At 70.3% G+C, this 18,648-nt stretch carries 13 protein-coding genes; 10 read left to right on the top strand and 3 right to left on the bottom strand.

From position 1 onward, the window contains the following. Position 1: 1 nt before the first annotated feature. Complete coding sequence (locus VZQ01_RS05615; RefSeq protein ID WP_223785034.1) at positions 2 to 1,531, bottom strand: phage tail sheath family protein; 1,530 nt, start codon at positions 1,529 to 1,531, stop codon at positions 2 to 4. A 436-nt stretch (positions 1,532 to 1,967) separates the two neighbouring features. Next, positions 1,968 to 3,458 carry a hypothetical protein gene (locus VZQ01_RS05610; protein WP_426747078.1) on the bottom strand — a complete coding sequence of 497 codons (1,491 nt, stop codon included), beginning with the start codon at positions 3,456 to 3,458 and terminating at the stop codon, positions 1,968 to 1,970. Positions 3,459 to 3,669: 211 nt separating this feature from the next. Here VZQ01_RS05610 and VZQ01_RS05605 point away from each other — a divergent pair, with 211 nt between their 5' ends. From VZQ01_RS05605 to VZQ01_RS05560, 10 genes are all read left to right on the top strand, one after another. Beyond that, complete coding sequence (locus VZQ01_RS05605) at positions 3,670 to 5,211, top strand: ELWxxDGT repeat protein (RefSeq protein WP_426747077.1); 1,542 nt, start codon at positions 3,670 to 3,672, stop codon at positions 5,209 to 5,211. 96 nt (positions 5,212 to 5,307) lie between these two features. After that, positions 5,308 to 7,122: a hypothetical protein gene (locus VZQ01_RS05600; protein ID WP_408891056.1), complete on the top strand. Its 1,815-nt coding sequence runs from the start codon at positions 5,308 to 5,310 to the stop codon at positions 7,120 to 7,122. 90 nt (positions 7,123 to 7,212) lie between these two features. Continuing rightward, complete coding sequence (locus VZQ01_RS05595) at positions 7,213 to 7,785, top strand: hypothetical protein (RefSeq protein ID WP_141332636.1); 573 nt, start codon at positions 7,213 to 7,215, stop codon at positions 7,783 to 7,785. Positions 7,786 to 7,833: 48 nt separating this feature from the next. Beyond that, entirely contained in the window at positions 7,834 to 8,514 is a 681-nt protein-coding gene (locus tag VZQ01_RS05590) for a leucine-rich repeat domain-containing protein (RefSeq protein WP_426747076.1), read from the top strand. Positions 8,515 to 8,670: 156 nt separating this feature from the next. Then, positions 8,671 to 10,761, top strand: a complete 2,091-nt coding sequence (locus VZQ01_RS05585; protein ID WP_223785038.1) for an FUSC family protein — start codon at positions 8,671 to 8,673, stop codon at positions 10,759 to 10,761. 95 nt (positions 10,762 to 10,856) lie between these two features. After that, complete coding sequence (locus tag VZQ01_RS05580; protein ID WP_426747075.1) at positions 10,857 to 12,143, top strand: DUF2515 family protein; 1,287 nt, start codon at positions 10,857 to 10,859, stop codon at positions 12,141 to 12,143. Positions 12,144 to 12,676: 533 nt separating this feature from the next. Further along, positions 12,677 to 12,853 (top strand): hypothetical protein, encoded by a 177-nt coding sequence (locus VZQ01_RS05575; RefSeq protein WP_426747074.1) that lies wholly within the window; start codon positions 12,677 to 12,679, stop codon positions 12,851 to 12,853. A 2-nt stretch (positions 12,854 to 12,855) separates the two neighbouring features. Beyond that, the gene (locus tag VZQ01_RS05570; protein WP_223751514.1) at positions 12,856 to 13,113 is read left to right on the top strand and encodes a hypothetical protein; all 258 of its coding nucleotides are present in this window, start codon (positions 12,856 to 12,858) and stop codon (positions 13,111 to 13,113) included. Then, complete coding sequence (locus tag VZQ01_RS05565; protein ID WP_223751515.1) at positions 13,110 to 14,660, top strand: PepSY-associated TM helix domain-containing protein; 1,551 nt, start codon at positions 13,110 to 13,112, stop codon at positions 14,658 to 14,660. Before VZQ01_RS05570 ends, VZQ01_RS05565 begins: the two co-directional genes overlap by 4 nt. 36 nt (positions 14,661 to 14,696) lie before the next feature. Beyond that, positions 14,697 to 15,926 carry a DUF4374 domain-containing protein gene (locus tag VZQ01_RS05560; RefSeq protein ID WP_223751516.1) on the top strand — a complete coding sequence of 410 codons (1,230 nt, stop codon included), beginning with the start codon at positions 14,697 to 14,699 and terminating at the stop codon, positions 15,924 to 15,926. Between the two features lie 53 nt (positions 15,927 to 15,979). On the opposite strand, the gene mxcH is transcribed toward VZQ01_RS05560, so the two are convergent. Next, positions 15,980 to 18,496 carry a TonB-dependent siderophore myxochelin receptor MxcH gene (mxcH, locus tag VZQ01_RS05555; RefSeq protein ID WP_426747073.1) on the bottom strand — a complete coding sequence of 839 codons (2,517 nt, stop codon included), beginning with the start codon at positions 18,494 to 18,496 and terminating at the stop codon, positions 15,980 to 15,982. Positions 18,497 to 18,648 lie beyond the last annotated feature (152 nt).

Genomic DNA, 18,648 nt, shown 5'->3' with positions numbered 1-18,648 from the left:
TTTACGCCGCGACCTGGCCGGCCATCTGCTGGAGCTTGAGGACCACGAACTCGGCCGGCTTGAGCGGCGCGAAGCCCACGACGATGTTCACCACGCCGAGGTTGATGTCGTTCTGCGTCGTCGTCTCCTTGTCGCACTTGACGAAGTACGCGTCCCGCGGCGTCTGGCCCTGGAAGGCGCCCTGCCGGAAGAGGTTCTGCATGAAGGCGCCCACGTTGAGGCGGATCTGCGCCCACAACGGCTCGTCGTTGGGCTCGAACACCACCCACTGGAGGCCCCGGAAGAGGCTCTCCTCGATGTTGAGCGCCAGCCGGCGCACCGGCAGGTACTTCCACTCGTCGGCGAGCAAATCGTTGCCGCGCGTGGTGCGCGCGCCCCACACCACCCGGCCCGCGGCCGGCAGCGAGCGCAGGCAGTTGACGCCCAGCGGGTTGAGCTGGCCGTTCTCCGGGTCCGTGAGCGGCACGCTCAGCTTGGGCACGCCGGTGAGCAGCGCGTCCAGGCCCGCGGGCGCCTTCCACACGCCGCGCTGGGTGTCCGTGCGGGCGATGACGCCGGCCACCGCGCCGCAGGGCGCGAAGGTGTCCAGCTGGCCCTCCCGCAGGGGGTTGGCCTGCACCAGCCGGGGGAAGTAGAGCGCCGCGTTCTTGCTGCGCAGGCTGCTGGCGTTGAAGCCGGAGACGGCGTCCGCCACGCTGTCCCAGGCCGCCGGCGGGTCGGCGATGAAGATGGCGCGGCGCTCCTCGCAGTAGGCCGCCGCGTCCGTGGCCAGCTCCGGCTCGATGTCGCCGCCCAGCGTGTGGGGCGCGATGCACAGCAGGTTGAAGACATCCACCTTCTCCAGCGCGAACAGCCCCTTCTTGTCCGCGCGCAGGCCCGCGGCCTGGGTGAAGTGGGTGCGGGTGAGCGCGCTGCCGTTGGTGCCCGCGTCGGCCGCGGCGGGCGTGTAGGTGCCCGCCGGAGGCCGGGCCGCGGTGGCGGGCAGGGTCCTCACTCGCAGGAGCGTGGAGCCCTGCGCGAGCACCGTCGGGTAGTAGCGCGCGCTGGCCGCGTCGATGGAGAGGTTGATGAACTTCTCCGTCACCTGGGTGCCCGTGTCGGTGACGGTCAGGTTGAAGAGCAGGTCGTCGACGGCCGGAACGCCCGTCTTCTTGGTGTTGTGGTCCACCACCACGCTGAGCTTGCCGCCCCAGGCGCCGGGGCTCGCCGCCTCCAGCACCAGCGGGCCTTCGGTGGTGGTGATGCTCAGGTCCGCGGTCTCCGAGCCGTTGTCCAGGCGGACCACGACGGCCTGGCCGCCTCCATTGAGGAAGAAGTCGCGGACGGCGAAGCTCATCGCTCCGTCCTCCCACAGACCTCCGAAGCTCCGCTCGAAGTCACCGTAGCCGTTGCAGACCACCGGCTCGTTCACCGGCCCGCGCAGCGCGCGTCCGACGAAGGCGGTAATCGACGTGGGCACCCCGGTGATGGTGCGGACCCCACTGGGAATCTCCTCGATATAGACGCCCGGATAACTGAGAGCTGCCGGCATGGACGACTCCTCCCTCTGCGGGTTCGTCGACTCCGCCCCGACTCACGAGGCAAGAGCCCTGCTACGCGCGGCGTGCTCCCAGTCCCCAGGGAGCACCCCGCACGTCGGGTGACACATTCAGCTGGAGGGGTTGCGGCAATCCATGCCGTCGTGGCAATTCCTATCGCGTGAAAACCGCGCGACCCCCCTGGTCTCGGAATCCTGGCTCACTGCTCGGCGACGTCTCGGAACTCTGCCAGAAACACGACGGAAAGTCATTCATTCCGTCGTAGTGGTTTCTACTTATGGTGCTTGGATGTGTCACGGGTCGGGTGCGCCGGACCAATCCAAGACATTGGATGCGGTGTGTTACACGGCTTCATTCATGGCCACCGTTGTACGAACGACGGCGGAGAGATTCCTTCGAAACCCGTTTCAGCGGTGACGAGGTGGTGCGTCACGTTTCGTCGGTGGCGTCCGAGTCCGCTGTGCCTGTCGCGTCCGCGAGGAGGGCGGCGAGCCCCGCGCGCGTGCGGGCCTCCTGGATTCGCGCGGTGAGCTCCTCGGAGGTGCCTTCGGGGAGTCGGTCCAGGGCCTGCGCTCGGAGCTCCTCGGTCGCGGGGGCGCCCATCCGCAGCGTGAGCGCGCCCGCGACGGTGGCCTGGTGCTTCGCGTGGAAGGACTGGGCCTCGGGGCCCTGCATGTCGAAGTACCACCGTGAGGTTCCCTCGGCGTCATCCTCCCGGTTGAAGTTCTCGAGCGTGAGGCTGTCCTCGCCGTCGCGTGCGATCACCGCCGCGAAGTGGAAGCTCCAGAGTTGCTGTGGGTCCTCGGCGGTGCGCTCGCGGGTGCCGACGATGGCGTAGGACTCTCCGACCTCGGGACGTGCGTGGGCGTTGACGCCAATCCGTCGGCTCCTCTCGCTCATCGTCTGCTCGGGCAGTTCCCGGTAGGCCGTCGTCGTGGCGTTCCTGTCGTCCGCCAAGCGGGCATCGAGGTGCTGGGCGAGCCGGGTGGCCCAGCCCGCCTGGGTCTCGAGCTCCTCCCCGACATGGCCCGCCTGGATGAGCGGGGTGAGCACCTCCACGGCGAACTGCTGGAAGCCTGGCTGGTACTCATACCGGTCCTTCATGATGTTCTTGAGCAAGGCCCGGCGCAGCGGTTGGCTGGGGATGGCGTCCTCCAGCAGCGTGGAGGCCTCTTGCAGCGAGCTGGTCTCGACCTCGAGGCCGTCCCCGTAGGTGAAGCGGAATGATTCCAAGTCGTCCTCTCCGAAGCGCGCTTCCTGGGCGGCGACGACACCCTGAGGGGTGGGCGCCTCCTGGTTCGTCAGTTCCCGGGCGATGAGGTTGAGCTCCCCGACGGCCCCCGGGTAGGGGTTCTGTCTGCGCAAGGCCAGGTCGGCGTCATCGGGGCCCTGGTAGAGGGCGTGGGTCTGCCCCGAGTTCGTCACGCGGTCCGCCACATCGATGCACTCGTGGACGTCGAAGAGGGGCTGCTCGGCGACGACCGCCCTGGGCGTCACGGACTGCATTCCCGCCAGTGCTTCGGGGGCGTCGTCTCCAGCGAGGAGCCTCACGCGCGAGCCCATCGCCTCGAGGATGCGGTTGGACCGCTCGATGAGGGCGGGCGTGGCGAAGAACCGCTGCGTCTCGTTCTCGGCGGGCAGCGCGAACGCGCGGTTCGCGGAGATGCGATAGCCCGCCTCCTCGGTGAAGCGCTGGACCACGCCGCCGGGCCGCGCGGTCGACGTCCTCGCGCGCGCGCCCTGGTCCGCGTCGCGCTGTCGCTGGAGCAGCGACTGGACCGCGGGCCGGTGGTCCAACATCCGCTGCAGCGTGCGTTGGCGTGCGCCCGAGGCAGACTCCAGGCTGTCGCCAGCGGTGGCGCGAGGCTTGTGTGCTTCGGCGTGGTGCGTGGTGTTGCGCGGCCGCTCGTGGACCTTCATGGGCATCACGCTCCCTGGACGGAGCCACGAGCTTAGAGAGGCCGCGGGATGCGCTGAACGCCCTGGCACATCTCACGAGACCGAACTGGTGCACATGTCCCACCACACGCCTTGTCAGTCCAGGCAGCCGAGCAGGGTAGGTCCTGGGGGCACTTTGCACGGGGAATGACACGACACACCCTCCCTCCCAGTCTCTTCAGTAGGGGGCAGCATGTCGTGGCGCGGTGGGTGGATGGTGTCGTCGTTGCTGGTGTTGGGGGCGGGTTGTGGCGGTGCGCTTCCCGGGGAGGAGGTGCCCGCCCCCGCCGAGGAGGCAGAGGAGCGGTTGGATGGTTCCTATTGCCTGCCGACGGAGGATTCCACCCAGCGTGTGAAGACCATCCTCCCGCCCTCGGACATCGGGATTCCGCGCTACGCGGCGAGCCCCAGTGACTTCGTGCGCTTCAAGGGCCAGCTGCACTTCGCGGTGAACTACGAGGATGGGAAGCGGGCGCTGTGGCGCAGCAACGGCGCCGCGGCGGGGACCACTGAAATCAAGAGCCTCCCCGCGACGGAGGGGAACTTCACGCCGCCGCTCGGGGGGCTCACGCCCACCTCGTCCCTGCTGTTCTTCCGGGCGGCGGACGTCGTGCACGGCACGGAGCTGTGGGTGAGCGACGGCACCTCGGGCGGCACCCGCATGGTGGAGGACCTGACGCCGGGGACGGCCAGCTCGTATCCGACGCACATGACGGCCACCGGCAGCGGCTCGGTGGTGTTCTTCCTGGAGCGCTACGAGTCGGGCTCCACGCGCGTGCGCTACGAGCTGTGGGCGTCGGATGGCTCGGCCGGCGGCACGTCACGCGTGCGTGACTTCGGCGCCGACGCGGAGGTGAGCTACCTGTCTGGCGCGTCGAACAACACGCTGCGCTTCTTCGTGCGGGACTTGTCCGGCGGCACCAGCCTCTGGAAGACGGACGGCACGTCGGCGGGCACCGTCCAGGTCAAGCGGCTCACGTCGGGGCCCAATGCCTTCATCAAGGACGCGCGGACCCAGGATGGGCTCACGCTCTTCATCCTGCGTCAGGACTCGGGGCTCCAGGAGCTGTGGAAGACGGACGGCACGTCGGGCGGCACGCTGCGCCTGGCGTCCTTCGGCGCCACCCGGGACGTGCGCCTGCTGGGCGCGCTGGGGTCGACCGTCTATGTCACCACCACGTCCCTGACGACGCAGTACATGGTCCTCTACCAGGTGCCTCTGGCGGGCGGCACCCCGACGTCCGTGGTCAGCCTGCCCAATGACTACACCTCGCTGGGCGAGGCGTTCCCCTCCATCGACAGCGTCAGCATCCCCCCGGGAGGCTCGAAGCTGTTCTTCTCCGTCATCATCGGCAGCAATGGCCCCGCGCCGCGCGACTCGCAGCTCTGGGTGACGGATGGCACCGCGGGCGGAACGGTGCGGCTGCGCCGGCCGCTGAGCCTCTCGGACGAGTACGCCTCGCCCGTGTATGCCGTGTCGGACGACCTGGTCTTCTTCAGCGCCTACGAGGCCGACGGAGGTGGCATCGAGCCGTGGGTGAGCAACGGCACGCCGTCCGGCACGCGCAAGCTGCGGGACATCGCGAACACGGCCCTCTCGACCTCGTCCTACCCTCGTGAGTACTTCCGGCTGGGCTCGCGGGTGTACTTCAGCGCGTATGACGACACCGAGGCGGGACAGCTCTGGTCCACGCAGCTGACCGACGCGTGCTTCGCGCCGCAATCCCAGCCGTAGGCTCGCGGAACGCAGTCACTCCTCGCGCCAGGTTGGGGGCGTGGGACACGTCAGGGCCGGTGGCTACGCTCCAAGGCCTGACGCGAGGAGTGCCTCATGAAGAGCTTCGAGTCGCGGCGCGCGGTGCTCTCATCTGAAAAGACAGAGGGTCGAGTCGCCCCTGTCCCCGCGGCGCCGACCTCCCGCGAGGCCGCGCTCCAACGGATGGAGGCCCGGCTCAACCAGTCGCCGCGCGTGGTGGCGCAGGCAAAGTTGTCCGCGAGCCTGTCGGGGCGTGATGCGTCCGCCCCCATCCAGCGGGTGGGCGGGCCGAAGTTCGGGCTTCGTCCCGCGGAAGGCGCCGACGGCTCGGAAGGGCTCGTCAGGCTCACCGCCGCCTATGCGGCCTACAAGGAGCAGGTCCGCAACCAGAAGCAGATGGCGCGGGCCGCCTTCACCGGGCACGAAGGCGACCACGGGGCGCAGACCGTCTACAGCCAGGCGCTGGCGGCCGCGGAGCTGACCTCCGACGGGCTGATGGGCGCGCTCGGCGAGGGCTTCACTCGCGGCGAGGACGGGCTCATCTCTCATGGGGGCATCGCCGTGGCGAGCCTGCTCACGGGGGATGACGCCTATGAGGAGGTCGAAGAAGAGGGGCTCGCGCAACCCGTCTACAAGAAGCACACCCTGGAGGGGCTGAGCGGGAAGGATTACGTGAGGGTCCATGGCGCCTATCTGCGACGCATGGCCTACCGTGGAATCACGCCTCCGGAGCGCAAGGCCTATCAGGAGGGTGAGGCGCTGCGGCCGCTCAACGACGGACCTGACGCGCGCGTGCAGGGACAGATGGGCTACACGTTCAAGGAGTCCGGAGTGGCGAAGGAGCGTTCTCGCAAGCCTCAACCCGGGGACGACGACAAGGAGCGGCAGACGGACCTGGAGTGGGCCCAAAGCCACTTCAACGACGAGCTGGAGTCCTTCGAGGACGACGAGCAGTTGTTGTCCTTCCTCCAGACGCGCAAGGGGGTGGGGAAGTTGCTGTCCGCCAGGTCCACGAAGAAGCCCATCACGTCCAACGCGGGCAAGGGGTTCTCCGGGTTCGGTGAAGTGACGATAGACCTCGCCCGCGTCCCCCCCGAGTGGATCTTCCACCACTACGCCGAAGGCGGCTTCGATGCGGGGGCGCTGGCGGGCCTGCTCGGGAAGGACCACGTCCCGGGTGCCTTGAGGTGGGAGGTCGACCGCGCGAACGAGACCGTCCTGCGCAACCGGGAGATCGTGCTGGCGGGAATCCCTCGGGAGGCCGTGACGAGGTTGAAGGACGTTCCGTCACGCGAGGCGTATGACCAGGAGTTCCGCCGCCTGTATGCGCCCCACTATCGGGAGGCCTATGAAGCCTTGGTCGAGGAGGCGACAGGATTCCAGGAGCCCGCGCCCGAGCCGGAGCACATCCCGTCGCCACAGGACCACTTCACGCAGCTGCAGGCGCGCTCGGACCTGAATGTGGCGCAGGCCCGGGCGGAGGGCCGCGGGGACGCGCGTGCGCGCATCGACTACATCGACCAGTTCCTGAAGTCCTACCCTCATGCGTGGACGCAGGCCTACGAGGACACGCTGTCCGAAGAAGGCGATTGGGAGCGATTCGATTATCCGGAGGCGCCCAAGGCGCCGAGGCCCGTCTCGGTGCCGTCGATGGGCGAGGAGCCCGACGCGGGAGTCGCGGGAAAGGACCAGGGCGCGGTGGAGGGCGCGGCGGCCGCGAGGGCCTTCCTGGCCAGGCTCGTCGAGGGCTCCAGGTCCGTGGAGGACGAGGGCGCGCAGCTGGATTCCGGCGAGGACGAGCCTGCCTCGAAGAGCAAATCCAAGAAGGGCAAGGCCAAGGCGCCGAAGAAGCAGCAGGGGAAGAAGGGCAGGGGCAAGGGCCACAAATAGCCTTGCCCGCATGCGCGAACGGGACACTCCCTCTCGACAGGGGTTGTTTGTCCGTGGCATTCCGCGCCCGGGTGCTGTTGTCTGTCGAGCATGGAGAAGACTGTTCCGACAGACCGCGTGGAGTCACCCCAAGAGCCGTTGCCGGCGCTGGATGGCCCTCGCTGCCCGCGGCACCCCGAGGTGGAGGATGCCCAGCCCTGTCCTCGCTGCGGCGGGTTCTTCTGCGAAGCCTGTCTGCCGGACTTGCTCGTGGTGGAGCGGACGCACTGCGCGGACTGCCTTGCCCGCGACAAGGCGCCAGAGGCTGTCCGGACGGCGCTCCTTCGAGACCTGACCCGGGTGCAGGTGGGCGTCATCGCCATCCTCATCCTCGAGGCCCTGTTCAGCACGTCCCTCGCGCTGGGTGCGCCCCGTGGCGTGATGCTGTTGGGCAGCCTGTGTCTGATGTCGCCCATCATCGCCCTCACCTTGCTGTTCGCGAGGTCTCGCAGTGCCACGGTGGGCTGGGTGCTGTGTGTCATCGACCTCGGCATGGGGCTGCTTCAGCTGTTCGGGGGAGGCAATGCGCTCGTCGGGGCCGCCGTCCTGCTCGCGGGGGTGCTCGCCGCCTTCCAGCTCTTCAAGCTGGGAAGTCTCCCACGACTCACCGCCTCGCCGGACTGAAGACACCGCGGTCATCGCCTGCGGGCGATGTTGCGCGCGGGGCAGCCCGTGCTGGCCGACACGAAGCTCGGGCCGGTGGAGAAGGCGCTCGCGGCCGTGCGGGAGAAGGTGGCGCGCGGGGAGAAGGCGCCCAGGCTCTCGCTCGCGCAGAAGAAGCTGAAGGTGATTCCCGACGAGGTCTTCTCCCTCACCGCGCTCGAGGGGCTCACGCTGGACTTCAACCCCATCGACGTCGTGCCACCGCGCATCGGTGAGCTCAAGGCGCTGCGCTCGCTCAGCCTCGAGGACCTGCCGGTGACGTCCCTGCCCGAGGAGCTGGGCCAGCTGACCGCCCTCAGAAAGCTCAGCCTGCGCTACTGCAAGCACCTCACGCGCCTGCCGGAGTCGTTCGCCGGCCTGGAGTCCCTGGAGGAGCTGTACCTCGACGCGAAGGGGCTGGAGACCTTCCCCGAGGTGCTCACCCGGCTGCCGAAGCTCAAGAAGCTCTGGTGGTGGCGCTTCTTCGGCACGCCGCCGGAGAAGCTGCGCGCCCTCGTCGACGGCCTGGGCCGCATGCCCAGGCTCACCCACGCGGGGTTCCTGCAAGGCGAGCTGGGGCAGCTGCCGGAGGACCTGTCGCCGCTCGCCCGTCTCAAGCAGTTCAAGCTGGGCATGGACAAGGCGCCCGAGTCCGAGGTGCGTCGACTGGAGGCCGCGCTGCCACCAGGGCGCCTGCACGTGGGGTACTGAGGCGCCCCTGGTGGCGTGCGAGGAGGCATGAGGTCGCCCGCGGGCATCCCGGGCGCCCGACACCTGTCGGGCGTCCCCGCGCGCCCGCGACGCTTACCGACGCGGCGGGTCATGGCCACATGAGGACATTCACCGCTGACTGGGGAGGTCGTGGGGATGCACCGTCTGTGGCGTCACCTCCGGAGATTCTTTCGTCTCCAGCCGGGCCGGCCCGCTTGGGCGTTGGGGATTCGCGCGGCGCTGGCCGTGACGATTCCGTACTCGCTCGCCACGTTGCTGGGCCTCAAGGACGCCGGATGGACGGGGCTCACGGGATTGCTGGTGACGCTGGCGAACCCGGGCGGCGCGTACCAGGGGCGGGCGAGGGTGATGGGGGCCGTGGCGATGCTCGGCGCGCTGGTGGGCACCGTGGCGGCGCTGGCGGGCGGGCGGTTGTGGCTGGACGCCACGCTGATTCTCGTGGGCGTCTTCGTGATGACCTTCGCGCGGTGCTACGGCGACACGGCGGGCTCGGTGGGGGAGAAGCTCGCGGTCATCTTCGTGGCGTCGCTGGGGGCGCACGCGGTGGAGCTGGACGCGGCGCTGACGCGCGGAGGCGCGCTGCTGTTGGGCGGCGGCTGGGCGATGCTCCAGTCGCTGGTGCTGTGGCCGGTGCATCCGTACCGCCCCTCGCGCCGGGCCATCGCGGACGTGTACCTGTCGCTGGCGGCGGGAGCGAGGGACCTGGCGACGCTGTCGCGTGAGGGCGCCTCGGCGGACACGTGGGCGGTGGCCACGGCGCGGCACCTGCCCCTGCGCGCGAAGATCGAGAAGGCGCGCCAGACGCTGGCGACCACGCGGGTGGGGCGCGCGGACGAGACGCTGCGCGGTGAGCACCTGCTCGTGCTGTTGGAGCTGAGCGAGCAGCTGCTCGGCGTGCTGTTCGCCCTGGAGCAGGCGATGGAGGTGGCGAGCCCCGAGCGCGGGCTGGGGCCGGTGCGCGAGGAGGTGGCGCGGGTGTGTGACTGGTCCGCGGACATCTCGGAGCGGGTGGCCAAGGTGTCGCTCTCCCCGGAGGCGGCGGCCGTCTACTGGCCCCTGTTCCCCACCAACAGCGAGGAGCTGGGGCGACACGATTCGTGGCTGCGGGTGGTCCCCGTCTCGGTGACGGAGTTGCTCGCGCGCCTGCGGGGCCACTGTGTGGCGGCGCAGCGGGCGGCCATGGCCATGCGGCGCGGGGACCCGGTGTCGCTGGAGAACGCCCGGTCGCTGCTGCCCTCCGACGAGCGACGGCCGCTGCTGCAGCCCTTGCGCGCGAACCTGCACTCGCGCTCGGTGGTGCTGCGCCATGCGCTGCGCGCGGGGACGGTGGCCGCCGTGGCGCTGATGCTCACGCGCGCGTTGGGGCTGGGCGAGGCGTACTGGGTGGTGCTCTCCACCATCGGCATCCTGCAGCCCTACTCGGCGAACACGGAGGAGCGCGCGCTCCAGCGCGTCACGGGCACGCTATTGGGCGGGACGCTCGCGGCGGTGATTGCCACGCAGGTGGGCTCGCCGCTGGTGCTCATCGTGGTGATTGGGGTGCTGACGGCCACCTCCGTGTCGCTGTTGCCCCTCAACTTCGGCGCCTTCCAGATTCTGCTCACCCCGGACTTCCTCCTGCTCGCGACGCTGAGCGCGGGGGACTGGACGGTGGCGGAGAACCGCGCGCTCGGGGTGCTGCTGGCGTGTGTGCTGGCCTTGGCGGGGGTGTGGCTCTTGTGGCCCTACCCGGAGCGGCGGCGCTTCCCGGACGCGGCGGCGACGGTGCTGCTCGCGGATGGGAACTACTTCCGCCAGGTGGCGGCGAGCCGCGATGGACGCGAGCCCCGGGTGAGCGCGGCGCGGAGGGATTTGGGCCTGGCGCTGCTCGACGCGGAGGCCTCGTTCGAGCGGCTGATGGCCGAGTACCGGGGCCCCGCGCACCGGCTGGAGCCCGCGATGGCGCTGTTGACGTACTCGCGCAGGCTGGCCGCCTCGGTGACGGCGTTGGGGGAGCAGAAGGGCGTGATTGCCTCCTCGGAGGTGCTGGACGTGGTCGCGCACAGGGCGAGCGGCACGCTGGATGTGCTGGCGGAGTCCCTGCGCAAGGGACAGACGCCGCCGCCGATGCCCGAGCTCCCCTTGCGACGCATCGCGAATGACCCGGTGTCGGGGAAGCTGGTGGAGCGGGTGCCTCGGCAGTTGGAAATCCTCCATGGCGCGGTGGAGAAGCTCACTGTCGGATGATTCCGCGTAAGGGGTTTCCGCCAGTGATTGTTTCCGGTGGGGCGTGAGGGACGGTTCGGTGGCAACCCGGGTTCTCGGCCTCCGATAATCCAGACATGAGCCCCATCAACGAACTGAACCGCCGTCGCCAGCCCGTCGTCCGTCCGCCGGAGCCGCCGCCGGCGGAGAAGACGCCCGCCCAGGCGAAGCCGGCCGCGCCGAACCGCGTGCTGCGGGACGAGTCCCTGTTCGAGGCGCCGGGCGCGAAGCCTCGGCTGGAGCTCAACCCGCAGCGGACGTTGGCGGAGAGCCCCGCGACGCCGCCCCGGGGCGGCCGGCTGGACATCGAGGCCATCTCCAACATGACGGACCCGGTGGCGCGCAACCAGGCCATCACGGAGGGCTACTTCCAGCTGTCCAATGACATGGCGGGGCTGCTCGGCAAGGAGAACGCCAACTGGGCCACCTTCGGTGTCTGGGCATCCAAGCAGGCCGGGGTGAGCATCCGGCAGGAGGACCTGCCCAAGGTCTTCATGGACCAGCTCAAGAACAGCAACGCCTGGGCCAGTGGCCTGACGGCGGGCGCGCTGTCGGTGCTCAGCCCCGTGGCGCCGCTGCTGGTGGAGGGGCTGAAGGTCCCCATCCGGGACGCGCTCAACCGCGTCAGTGACGCCATCGCGGACGGCAACAAGAAGCTGTTCCAGGACATCGCCCCGGAGTTCCAGCGCTTCACGGAGACCTTCAAGGGCGACACGAAGTACGACGCGGCGAAGGTGGAGAAGTACCTGGCGGCCTTCCCGCCCGGGAAGGAGAACCTCAAGGCGGCCTTCGCCGACTACGCCAAGGCGATGTTCGAGAGCGACCCGAACAAGAAGGCGGAGCTGATGCTGGCCGCCAACAACCGCGTGGGCGTGCACGAGCAGTCGCTCATCCAGGGCGAGGTGGACCGCGCGCTCAACGCGCCGCTCAAGGAGACCTTCCGCCCCATCGCCGAGGGCATCGTGGATGGGTTCGGCAACGCGCTGCCGTTCCCCGGCAACCTCGCCTACAAGGGCGCGGAGGCGACGGGCCTGGTGGACAAGGCCATCGACGGCGTGGTGGACGCGCTGGCCGGCCAGTTCCGCCAGTTCGCGACCGAGCACATGATGAAGATTGGCCTGCCCAATGGCTCGCTCAGCCTGGGGGATGACATCACGCCGGGCAACCAGGGCGCCTTCCCCGAGCACCTGCGCACGATTGAGAGCGGCGACCTCAACCGGCTGCTGGGCCAGTACGACAAGACGCCCAACTCGCTGAGGGGCTCGTCGGCCAATGACTGGTCGAAGTTCGACCAGCGCATGAACTACATCGTCGACCTGTTCCGCTCCCGCCAGAGCGACCCGAGCCTCTTCAACGCGCCCTGAGGCGCGTCAGACGCCAGTGACAGCATTCCCGCCACGTGCCTTCCACCCTGGAAGGCGTGGAGGTGTGGAATGCGTCCTGGCCTCTGGCTCCTCGGCGTCGTCCTCGTCGTCACGGGCTGTGCCGGGGGCGACGCGTCTTCTCGCAGGGGGACGCTCCAGCAACGCTCCGGGTTGGCGCAAGACGCGTGGCCGGATGCGCGCGGCCGAGCCTGGTCCTCTGCTCCGGATGACCCCTGGATTCCAGGCGTCCAGCGTCCAATCCCAGCGCCGGAAACCCGTGTTCCAGGCATAGACGGAGACCCTCCAGGACGGCTCCCCGACGCGCCTTGACATCCCTTCCCGGGTGCAGTTGAACTGCGCGCGATTCGCAACTGCGAATCATTCTCAAGTTTCCGCGTGCCCCCGAGGAGGACATGGCGACATCGACCCTGCTGATGGTGCTGGGCCTCGCCGTGCTCCGTGGCGTCGCGCTTCCGGACGGACTCCATCGCCACCGAGCGAGGGCGCTGGGCGCGCTGTGCATAACGGCGTCCGTGGCGTTCGCGGTGAGGGCGCAGGGGTGGGGCGTGGGGCTGACGTGCGCGGTGGTGCTGGCCATGCTGGTGGCGCCGGTGCTGGCGCTGGCGGTGCCGCTGTGGCCCCGGGCGACGCGCTTCGTCTGGCCGGTGTGCGCGCTGGGGCTCGCGGGCCTGTGGCTGGGAGGCGCCTGAGGATGGCGCACCAGCACGGAGCCGCGCGAATCTCCGCCGCCGTCACCGCGGCCCCCGCCGCCGCCGTGCTGGCGAGCCTGGCGCTGCCGGCGGTGCTGCCCGTGGCGGAGGACGTCCGGTTGTTGCTCGCGCTGCTCGTCGTCCTGCCCGCGGTGGCCACCGGCGTGTGTCTGGCGTTGCTCTCCCGGAGCGGCGCGCGCGCGTGGGGCGGCTGCGCGCTGGTCTGCGCGCTGTCGTCGCTCGTGTTGGTGCTCACGTGAAGCTGTCGCCCCGGGCCTACGAGATCCTCTGGGACGCGCACGCCTGGGCGGGCGTGCTGTCGTCGCTGGTGCTGTTCGTGACGTTCTTCCTGGGCGCGTTCGCCCTGTTCGCGGAGGAGCTGTCGCCCTGGCAGGAGCCCACGTTCCGCGCGCCCGTGGCCGTGACGGAGGCGCGGGCCGTGGAGCTGGCGCAGCAGCTGGCCGAGGCGGAGACCCGGGCGCATCCCGTCTGGTTCGGCATCTCCCTGCCCACCTCCGAGGAGCCCTGGCTGCGGCTGTGGCGCATGTCTCCGGACGGGGCCATCAAGCCGCTCTGGGTGGACCCGGTGTCCGGGCGTCAGCTCGGAGAGCGAAGCGACCTGGGCGAGTTCCTCAACGCGATGCACTTCCTGGAGCCCATCCCCGGCGGCGCGCACCTGACGGGCATCGCGTCCGCGGTGCTGGTGCTGCTCATCGGCACCGGGCTGCTGCTCCAACTGGGCCGCATGCTGCGAGAGCTCGTCCAGTTCCGCCCCAAGGGCGCGCGGCGGGTCATCTGGTCGGACGCGCACAAGGTGATTGGCGTCATCACCGCGCCCTTCCTGCTCGTCTTCGCGGTGACCGGCGGCGTCCTCTGGCTGGACGACTGGTTCGAACCCGCCGTGGTGAAGACGTCGCTGGACGGCGACCTGAAGGCGCGTGAGCGCATCGTGGACTGGCCCACGCCGCCCGCCGCCGTGGGGCGCGATGCCGGCGCGCCGGACCTGGCGCATGCGCTGGCCGTGGCGAAGCAGCGCTTCCCCCAGTCCGAGCACAGCCATTTCTTCTTCGACCACCTGGGGGACGAGAACGGCACCGTCCACCTGCCGGGTGAGCGCGAGGGCACGCTCCACGCCTTCACCCACGTGCGCGTGGCCCGCACGGGGGAGCTGCTCTGGGCGCGCGAGACCGGGGGCGGGACCCTGTACTCGCAGGTGATGGACCCCCTGTACGGCCTGCACTTCGCCACCTGGGCCCGCTTCCCCGCCAAGGTGCTCTACGCGCTGCTGGCCTTCGTCTCCGCGTTCGGCATCCTCGCGGGCAACCTCTTGTGGCTGGAGCGCCGGCGCGCGAAGGGGCAGGGCCGCTTCGACACCGCGCTCGCGAAGCTCACCTCGGGCTTCTGCGCGGGGCTCGCGCTCGCGGTGGGCGGCGTCTTCGTGGCCAACCAGCTGCTGCCCGCGGACCTGCCCGAGCGGCCCTTCTGGGAGCACACCGTCTTCCTGGCCACGTGGGCCCTGTCCATCGCCAGTGCCTGGCTGGACGCCTCGCCCGCGAGGCACGCGCGCCGGCTGCTCTGGGGCGCGAGCGTGCTGCTGTTCCTCGTCCCCCTCCTCGACGCGGCGCGGACCGGGCGGCTGCCCTTCGCCTCCGGCTCCGCGCACCTGCTGGCGACGGAGCTGGGCCTGTTCGCCCTGGTCCTGGTGCTCGTGGGCGCCGCGGGCGTCATCCGCCGCCTCCAGCGGCCCCCGGTCCTTCCTTCCACCGCACCGGTCGAACCGGAGGCCCCCGCCCCCGTGCCGACCTGAGCTTCACCCCTCCCCCCCGAAGACGGAGTTGTCCCCATGAGTACGTTCCGCCGTTTCGCCACGGCCTCGGCCGCCACCTCGCTGCTGCTCTCCTCCGCCCTGGTGGGCTGCGGTGACGACGACGACAAGACGCCGCCGGACCCGACGCCCACGGAGAAGCCCGCCTACAGCCTGGCCACGACCGTCTCCCAGACGAACGGCGCCGTGACGTACGTGAGCCTCTTCGACTCGCTGGACATCACCAGCCTGGACCTCACCAAGGCCAGCGAACACTCCGGCTACGCCACCATCGGCGCCGTCGAGGGCCAGCTCTTCGTGGGCGACGGCGAGAAGCCGGAGATCTCCCGCTTCACCGTCGGCGATGACGGCTCGCTGGTGGCCGCGGGCCGCATCAGCTTCGCCAACTACGGCTTCACCGCCTCGGCGCCGCTGTACCTGAACCAGTTCGTGGACTCGACGCGCGCGTACATGTCGCTGGAGGAGTCGCGCCGCGTGGTGTGGAACCCCACGACGATGCAGATCTCCGGCACCGCCGACGCGCCGGGCCTGGTGCGCGAGCGCGAGGGCCTGGTGGTGAAGACCGGCTTCGACCGCGCCCGCGTCACGCGCGGCAACGACGTGTTCCAGGCGTTCTACTGGACCGACGGCAACTACTTCGACTTCCTGCCCACGTCTCAAATCGCCGTCTACTCGAAGGCGAACGACAGCCTGGTGAAGCTGCTGGACGCGCCCTGCCCGGGGCTCGACGTGGCGACGCAGGACGAGGCCGGCAACCTCTACTTCAGCAACTGGGTGTTCAGCAGCGCGGCGCCCCTGCTCAAGGACGGCGCGCCCGATACGTGCGTGGTGCGCATCAAGGCGGGCGAAACGGAGCTCGACGCCGCGTGGACGCGCTCGCTGTCCTCGCTGGTGGGCGGCCGTCAGACGGCGGCGTTCCGCTACCTGGGCAACGACGTGGGCGTGGTCGCCGTCTTCCACCATGAGAACGTGGACATCACCCCGACGACGGCGCCCGGGGTCATCACCGGCGGCCTGCACTGGAAGCTCTGGCGCGTGAACCTGGCGAGCAACACCGCGACGCCCATCGACGAGCTGGGCTTCATCGCGGGCGGCTACTACGCCTTCACCCTCGAGGGCCGCACCTTCCTGCTGCTGCCCACCGCCGACTACGCCCGCACGGCCGTGTGGGAGCTGGGCGTCAGCGGCACCCCGGTGAAGCGCTTCGAGGTGCAGGGCTGGGCCTACCAGTTCCTCCAGGTGCGCTGAGGCGTCGCTTCCTCCTCGCGCCCGGGTGCATGCGGGCGCGAGGGTGACTTCCATCAGTACTCGAGCGTGCCCTTGAGCCAGCCCGCGCGGCCGGGCCGCTCGACGCCGTAGTAGTCGAACACCTTCGCGTCGGTGAGGTTCTCCAGTTCCGCCGTGAGCCCCACGGTGAGCTTGCCCCGGCGCACGCGGTAGCCCACGCCCGCCGCCTGGACGAACTGCGCGTCCAGGTCGTCCTTCGTGGACTCCAGCCCCAGGCCCTCCCAGTTGCGGAAGAAGCCGTGCACGTAGCGCGTGCTCCAGAAGGGCGACAGCTCGTCCTCCGCGAGCGCCAGGCCGCGCAGCGACAGGCGGGCCGTGGCGTTGGCGAAGAGCCAGGGCCTGTTCGGCAGGCGCCGGCCGTCGAAGTCGCCGAACGTCCCCTCGCTGGACGCGTTGCGCGGGTCCTGCGCGGTGGCGTTGGCGTCCACGCTGAAGAGGCCGCCCGGTGAAGTCCAGCCCGCGGACAGCTCGACGCCGAGGATGCGGGCGCCGTACACGTTCTGGTAGCTCCAGTCTCGGTCCCGCCCCGTGAGCAGGATGAGGTTGTCGGCGAAGCGCGCGAAGCCGTTGACCTCGCCCCGGAAGCTGCCCGCGCGGGTGCGCAGCGGCACGGTGGAGAGGCTCAGGTTGAGGTTGTGGCTGTGCTCGGGCTCCAGGTCCAGGTTCTCCAGCACGAGCACGCCATTGCCGAAGACCTCGTCCGCGCGCGGCAGCCGGGTGGCGCGCTCGTAGCTCGCCTTGAGGTAGAGCGGGGTGCCCAGGCGCAGGCGCATCGACGCGCCGCCGCCCAGGTGGTGGAGGCCCTTGTCCTTGTCCAGCCAGCCGCCCACGGCCAGGGGCTGCCGGGCGCGCCCCTGGTAGAGGTAGTCCTTGCCGAAGACGATGACCTCCAGCGCGTCGTCGAGCAGGTCGACCTGGTACTCGAGCCCGGTGACGAAGGTGAGCTGGGTGCGCCGGGGCGCCAGGCTGTCCGGGTCGCTGGGGCTGGCCCGGCGGCGCTCCTCGCCCGTGCGCGTCGTGACGGTGGGCGCGAGCGCGAGCCGCAGCGTGTGTGACGCCGCCACGTCCCAGCCCACGTTGACGCGGCCATAGGCGGTCTGCTGCCAGACGGTCTGGTCGATGGCGCCGCCGCCAATCTCGCCGGGCAGCTCGCGCGGGAAGACGCGGTTGCCGAACCAGTCGTAGCTCCACTCGGCGATGTCGACCAGGCGGGTGGCCTGCCACGCGTAGCCGGCCAGCGCGTCCAGGCGCACCGTGGGCGAGAGCGTCTTCGCGTAGAGCAGCTGCGCGCCCAGGGAGTCGGCGTCGTACGTGGCTTCACCGTACGGCGCGGCCATCACCAGGTTGTGTTGCAGCTGCTTGTCGTTGCGGGAGCCGAAGGCGCGCAGGACGACACGGTCCGCCCAGGACAGCTCGGTGAAGCCCACCTCGACGCCGCCGCCGAGCGCTTCGTAGCCGTCGTGGAAGCGCTTGACGGTGACGGGGCGGAGGTTGCCCCGGTCATCCGCGGCCTCGACGTCGATGGCGTAGTTGTTCTTCGTCGTATCGGCGAAGAAGTGCGCGCGGGCGTAGAAGCCCGTCGGCGCGGGCTTGTAGCCGCCGCCCAGCGTGAGCCGGAGCGTCCCGAAGGCGCCGCCCTGGAGTGACACCGCGCCATGCGCGCCGGGCTCCAGCGGCGTGGAGGTGAGGTTCACCGCGCCGCCCAGCGCGTCCGCGCCGTAGCGGATGGGGACGACGCCCCGGTAGAGCTGGATGGAGTCCACCAGGTTGACGGGGACGTTGGCGATGCCGAACGGATAGCCGGACAGGTCCAGCGGCACGCCGTCGAGGAAGAAGCGGACCTGGTCGTCGGTGAGGCCGTTGAGCGTGAAGGAGGCGGAGCTGCCCAGCCCGCCCGTGCGGCGCACCTCGACGCCCTCCTGCGCGGCCAGCACCTGGCCCATGTCCACCGAGCGGGCACGCGCGCGCTGCACGCTCACGACCTTCACCGCCTCGGCGGATTGCCGCTGGCGCTCCGCGTCCGAGCGTCCGGACACGGTGGTCTCCCGCTTCTTCTCCTCGGGCGCGGTGGCCGTGGCCTCGGCGGCCGCGGTGGGCGCCTCCGTCGGTGTCTCCGGAGTGGCGACGGGTGGCGGCGTGTCGAGCTGGAAGGTGTGGACCAGCTCGATCTGACAGGCCACGGGCTCGCCGCGCACGCGCGCGGGCTCGAAGCGGAAGGAGAGGCTCGCGGTGCGCACGGCCTCGTCGAAGGCGGGGCCCGCCGAGCGGACGACCTCCGAGTCGGTGACGACGCCGGTCTCATCCAGCGTCAGCCGCAGCACCACCTCCCCCTCGCGCCGCGCCGCCTGCTCCGCCTGGGGATAGGGCACCACCACGCTGTCGATGCGGCGGGGGACCTGGACCTCGTCCGTGGGCGGTGCTTCCTGAGTCGCCTCGGCGCTGGCGGGCGCCTGTTCCGGTGAGGCAGACGAGGCCGGAGGCGGCGAGGCCACCGAGAGCAACAGCGCGAGAGGGGTGACCGGCAAGAACATCCGCAATCCCGGACTAGTTGGTTCTGCGACGCAATCTCAACGAGCGCCGGAGCCGGTATCAGGGATATGGGGTGGGGCGGTCAAGGCGCGCGGCGGAGAAGGCAGAAGCCCCAGGCTCGGCAGCCGCAAGCCGTCGCGATGCTGGCGGTTGC

This window comes from Myxococcus faecalis (assembly GCF_050039385.1).
GTDB lineage: Bacteria > Myxococcota > Myxococcia > Myxococcales > Myxococcaceae > Myxococcus > Myxococcus fulvus.
Note: the sequence above shows the minus strand (reverse complement) of the source record. Positions and strands in the feature narration are given on the sequence as shown.

Coding starts and splice junctions, on each gene's coding strand:
- VZQ01_RS05605 (WP_426747077.1), top strand. CDS start 3,670: ATGTCGTGGCGCGGTGGGTGGATGGTGTCGTCGTTGCTGGTGTTGGGG.
- VZQ01_RS05600 (WP_408891056.1), top strand. CDS start 5,308: ATGAAGAGCTTCGAGTCGCGGCGCGCGGTGCTCTCATCTGAAAAGACA.
- VZQ01_RS05580 (WP_426747075.1), top strand. CDS start 10,857: ATGAGCCCCATCAACGAACTGAACCGCCGTCGCCAGCCCGTCGTCCGT.
- VZQ01_RS05570 (WP_223751514.1), top strand. CDS start 12,856: ATGGCGCACCAGCACGGAGCCGCGCGAATCTCCGCCGCCGTCACCGCG.
- VZQ01_RS05610 (WP_426747078.1), bottom strand. CDS start 3,458: ATGAAGGTCCACGAGCGGCCGCGCAACACCACGCACCACGCCGAAGCA.
- VZQ01_RS05595 (WP_141332636.1), top strand. CDS start 7,213: ATGGAGAAGACTGTTCCGACAGACCGCGTGGAGTCACCCCAAGAGCCG.
- VZQ01_RS05560 (WP_223751516.1), top strand. CDS start 14,697: ATGAGTACGTTCCGCCGTTTCGCCACGGCCTCGGCCGCCACCTCGCTG.
- VZQ01_RS05585 (WP_223785038.1), top strand. CDS start 8,671: ATGCACCGTCTGTGGCGTCACCTCCGGAGATTCTTTCGTCTCCAGCCG.
- mxcH (WP_426747073.1), bottom strand. CDS start 18,496: ATGTTCTTGCCGGTCACCCCTCTCGCGCTGTTGCTCTCGGTGGCCTCG.
- VZQ01_RS05615 (WP_223785034.1), bottom strand. CDS start 1,531: ATGCCGGCAGCTCTCAGTTATCCGGGCGTCTATATCGAGGAGATTCCC.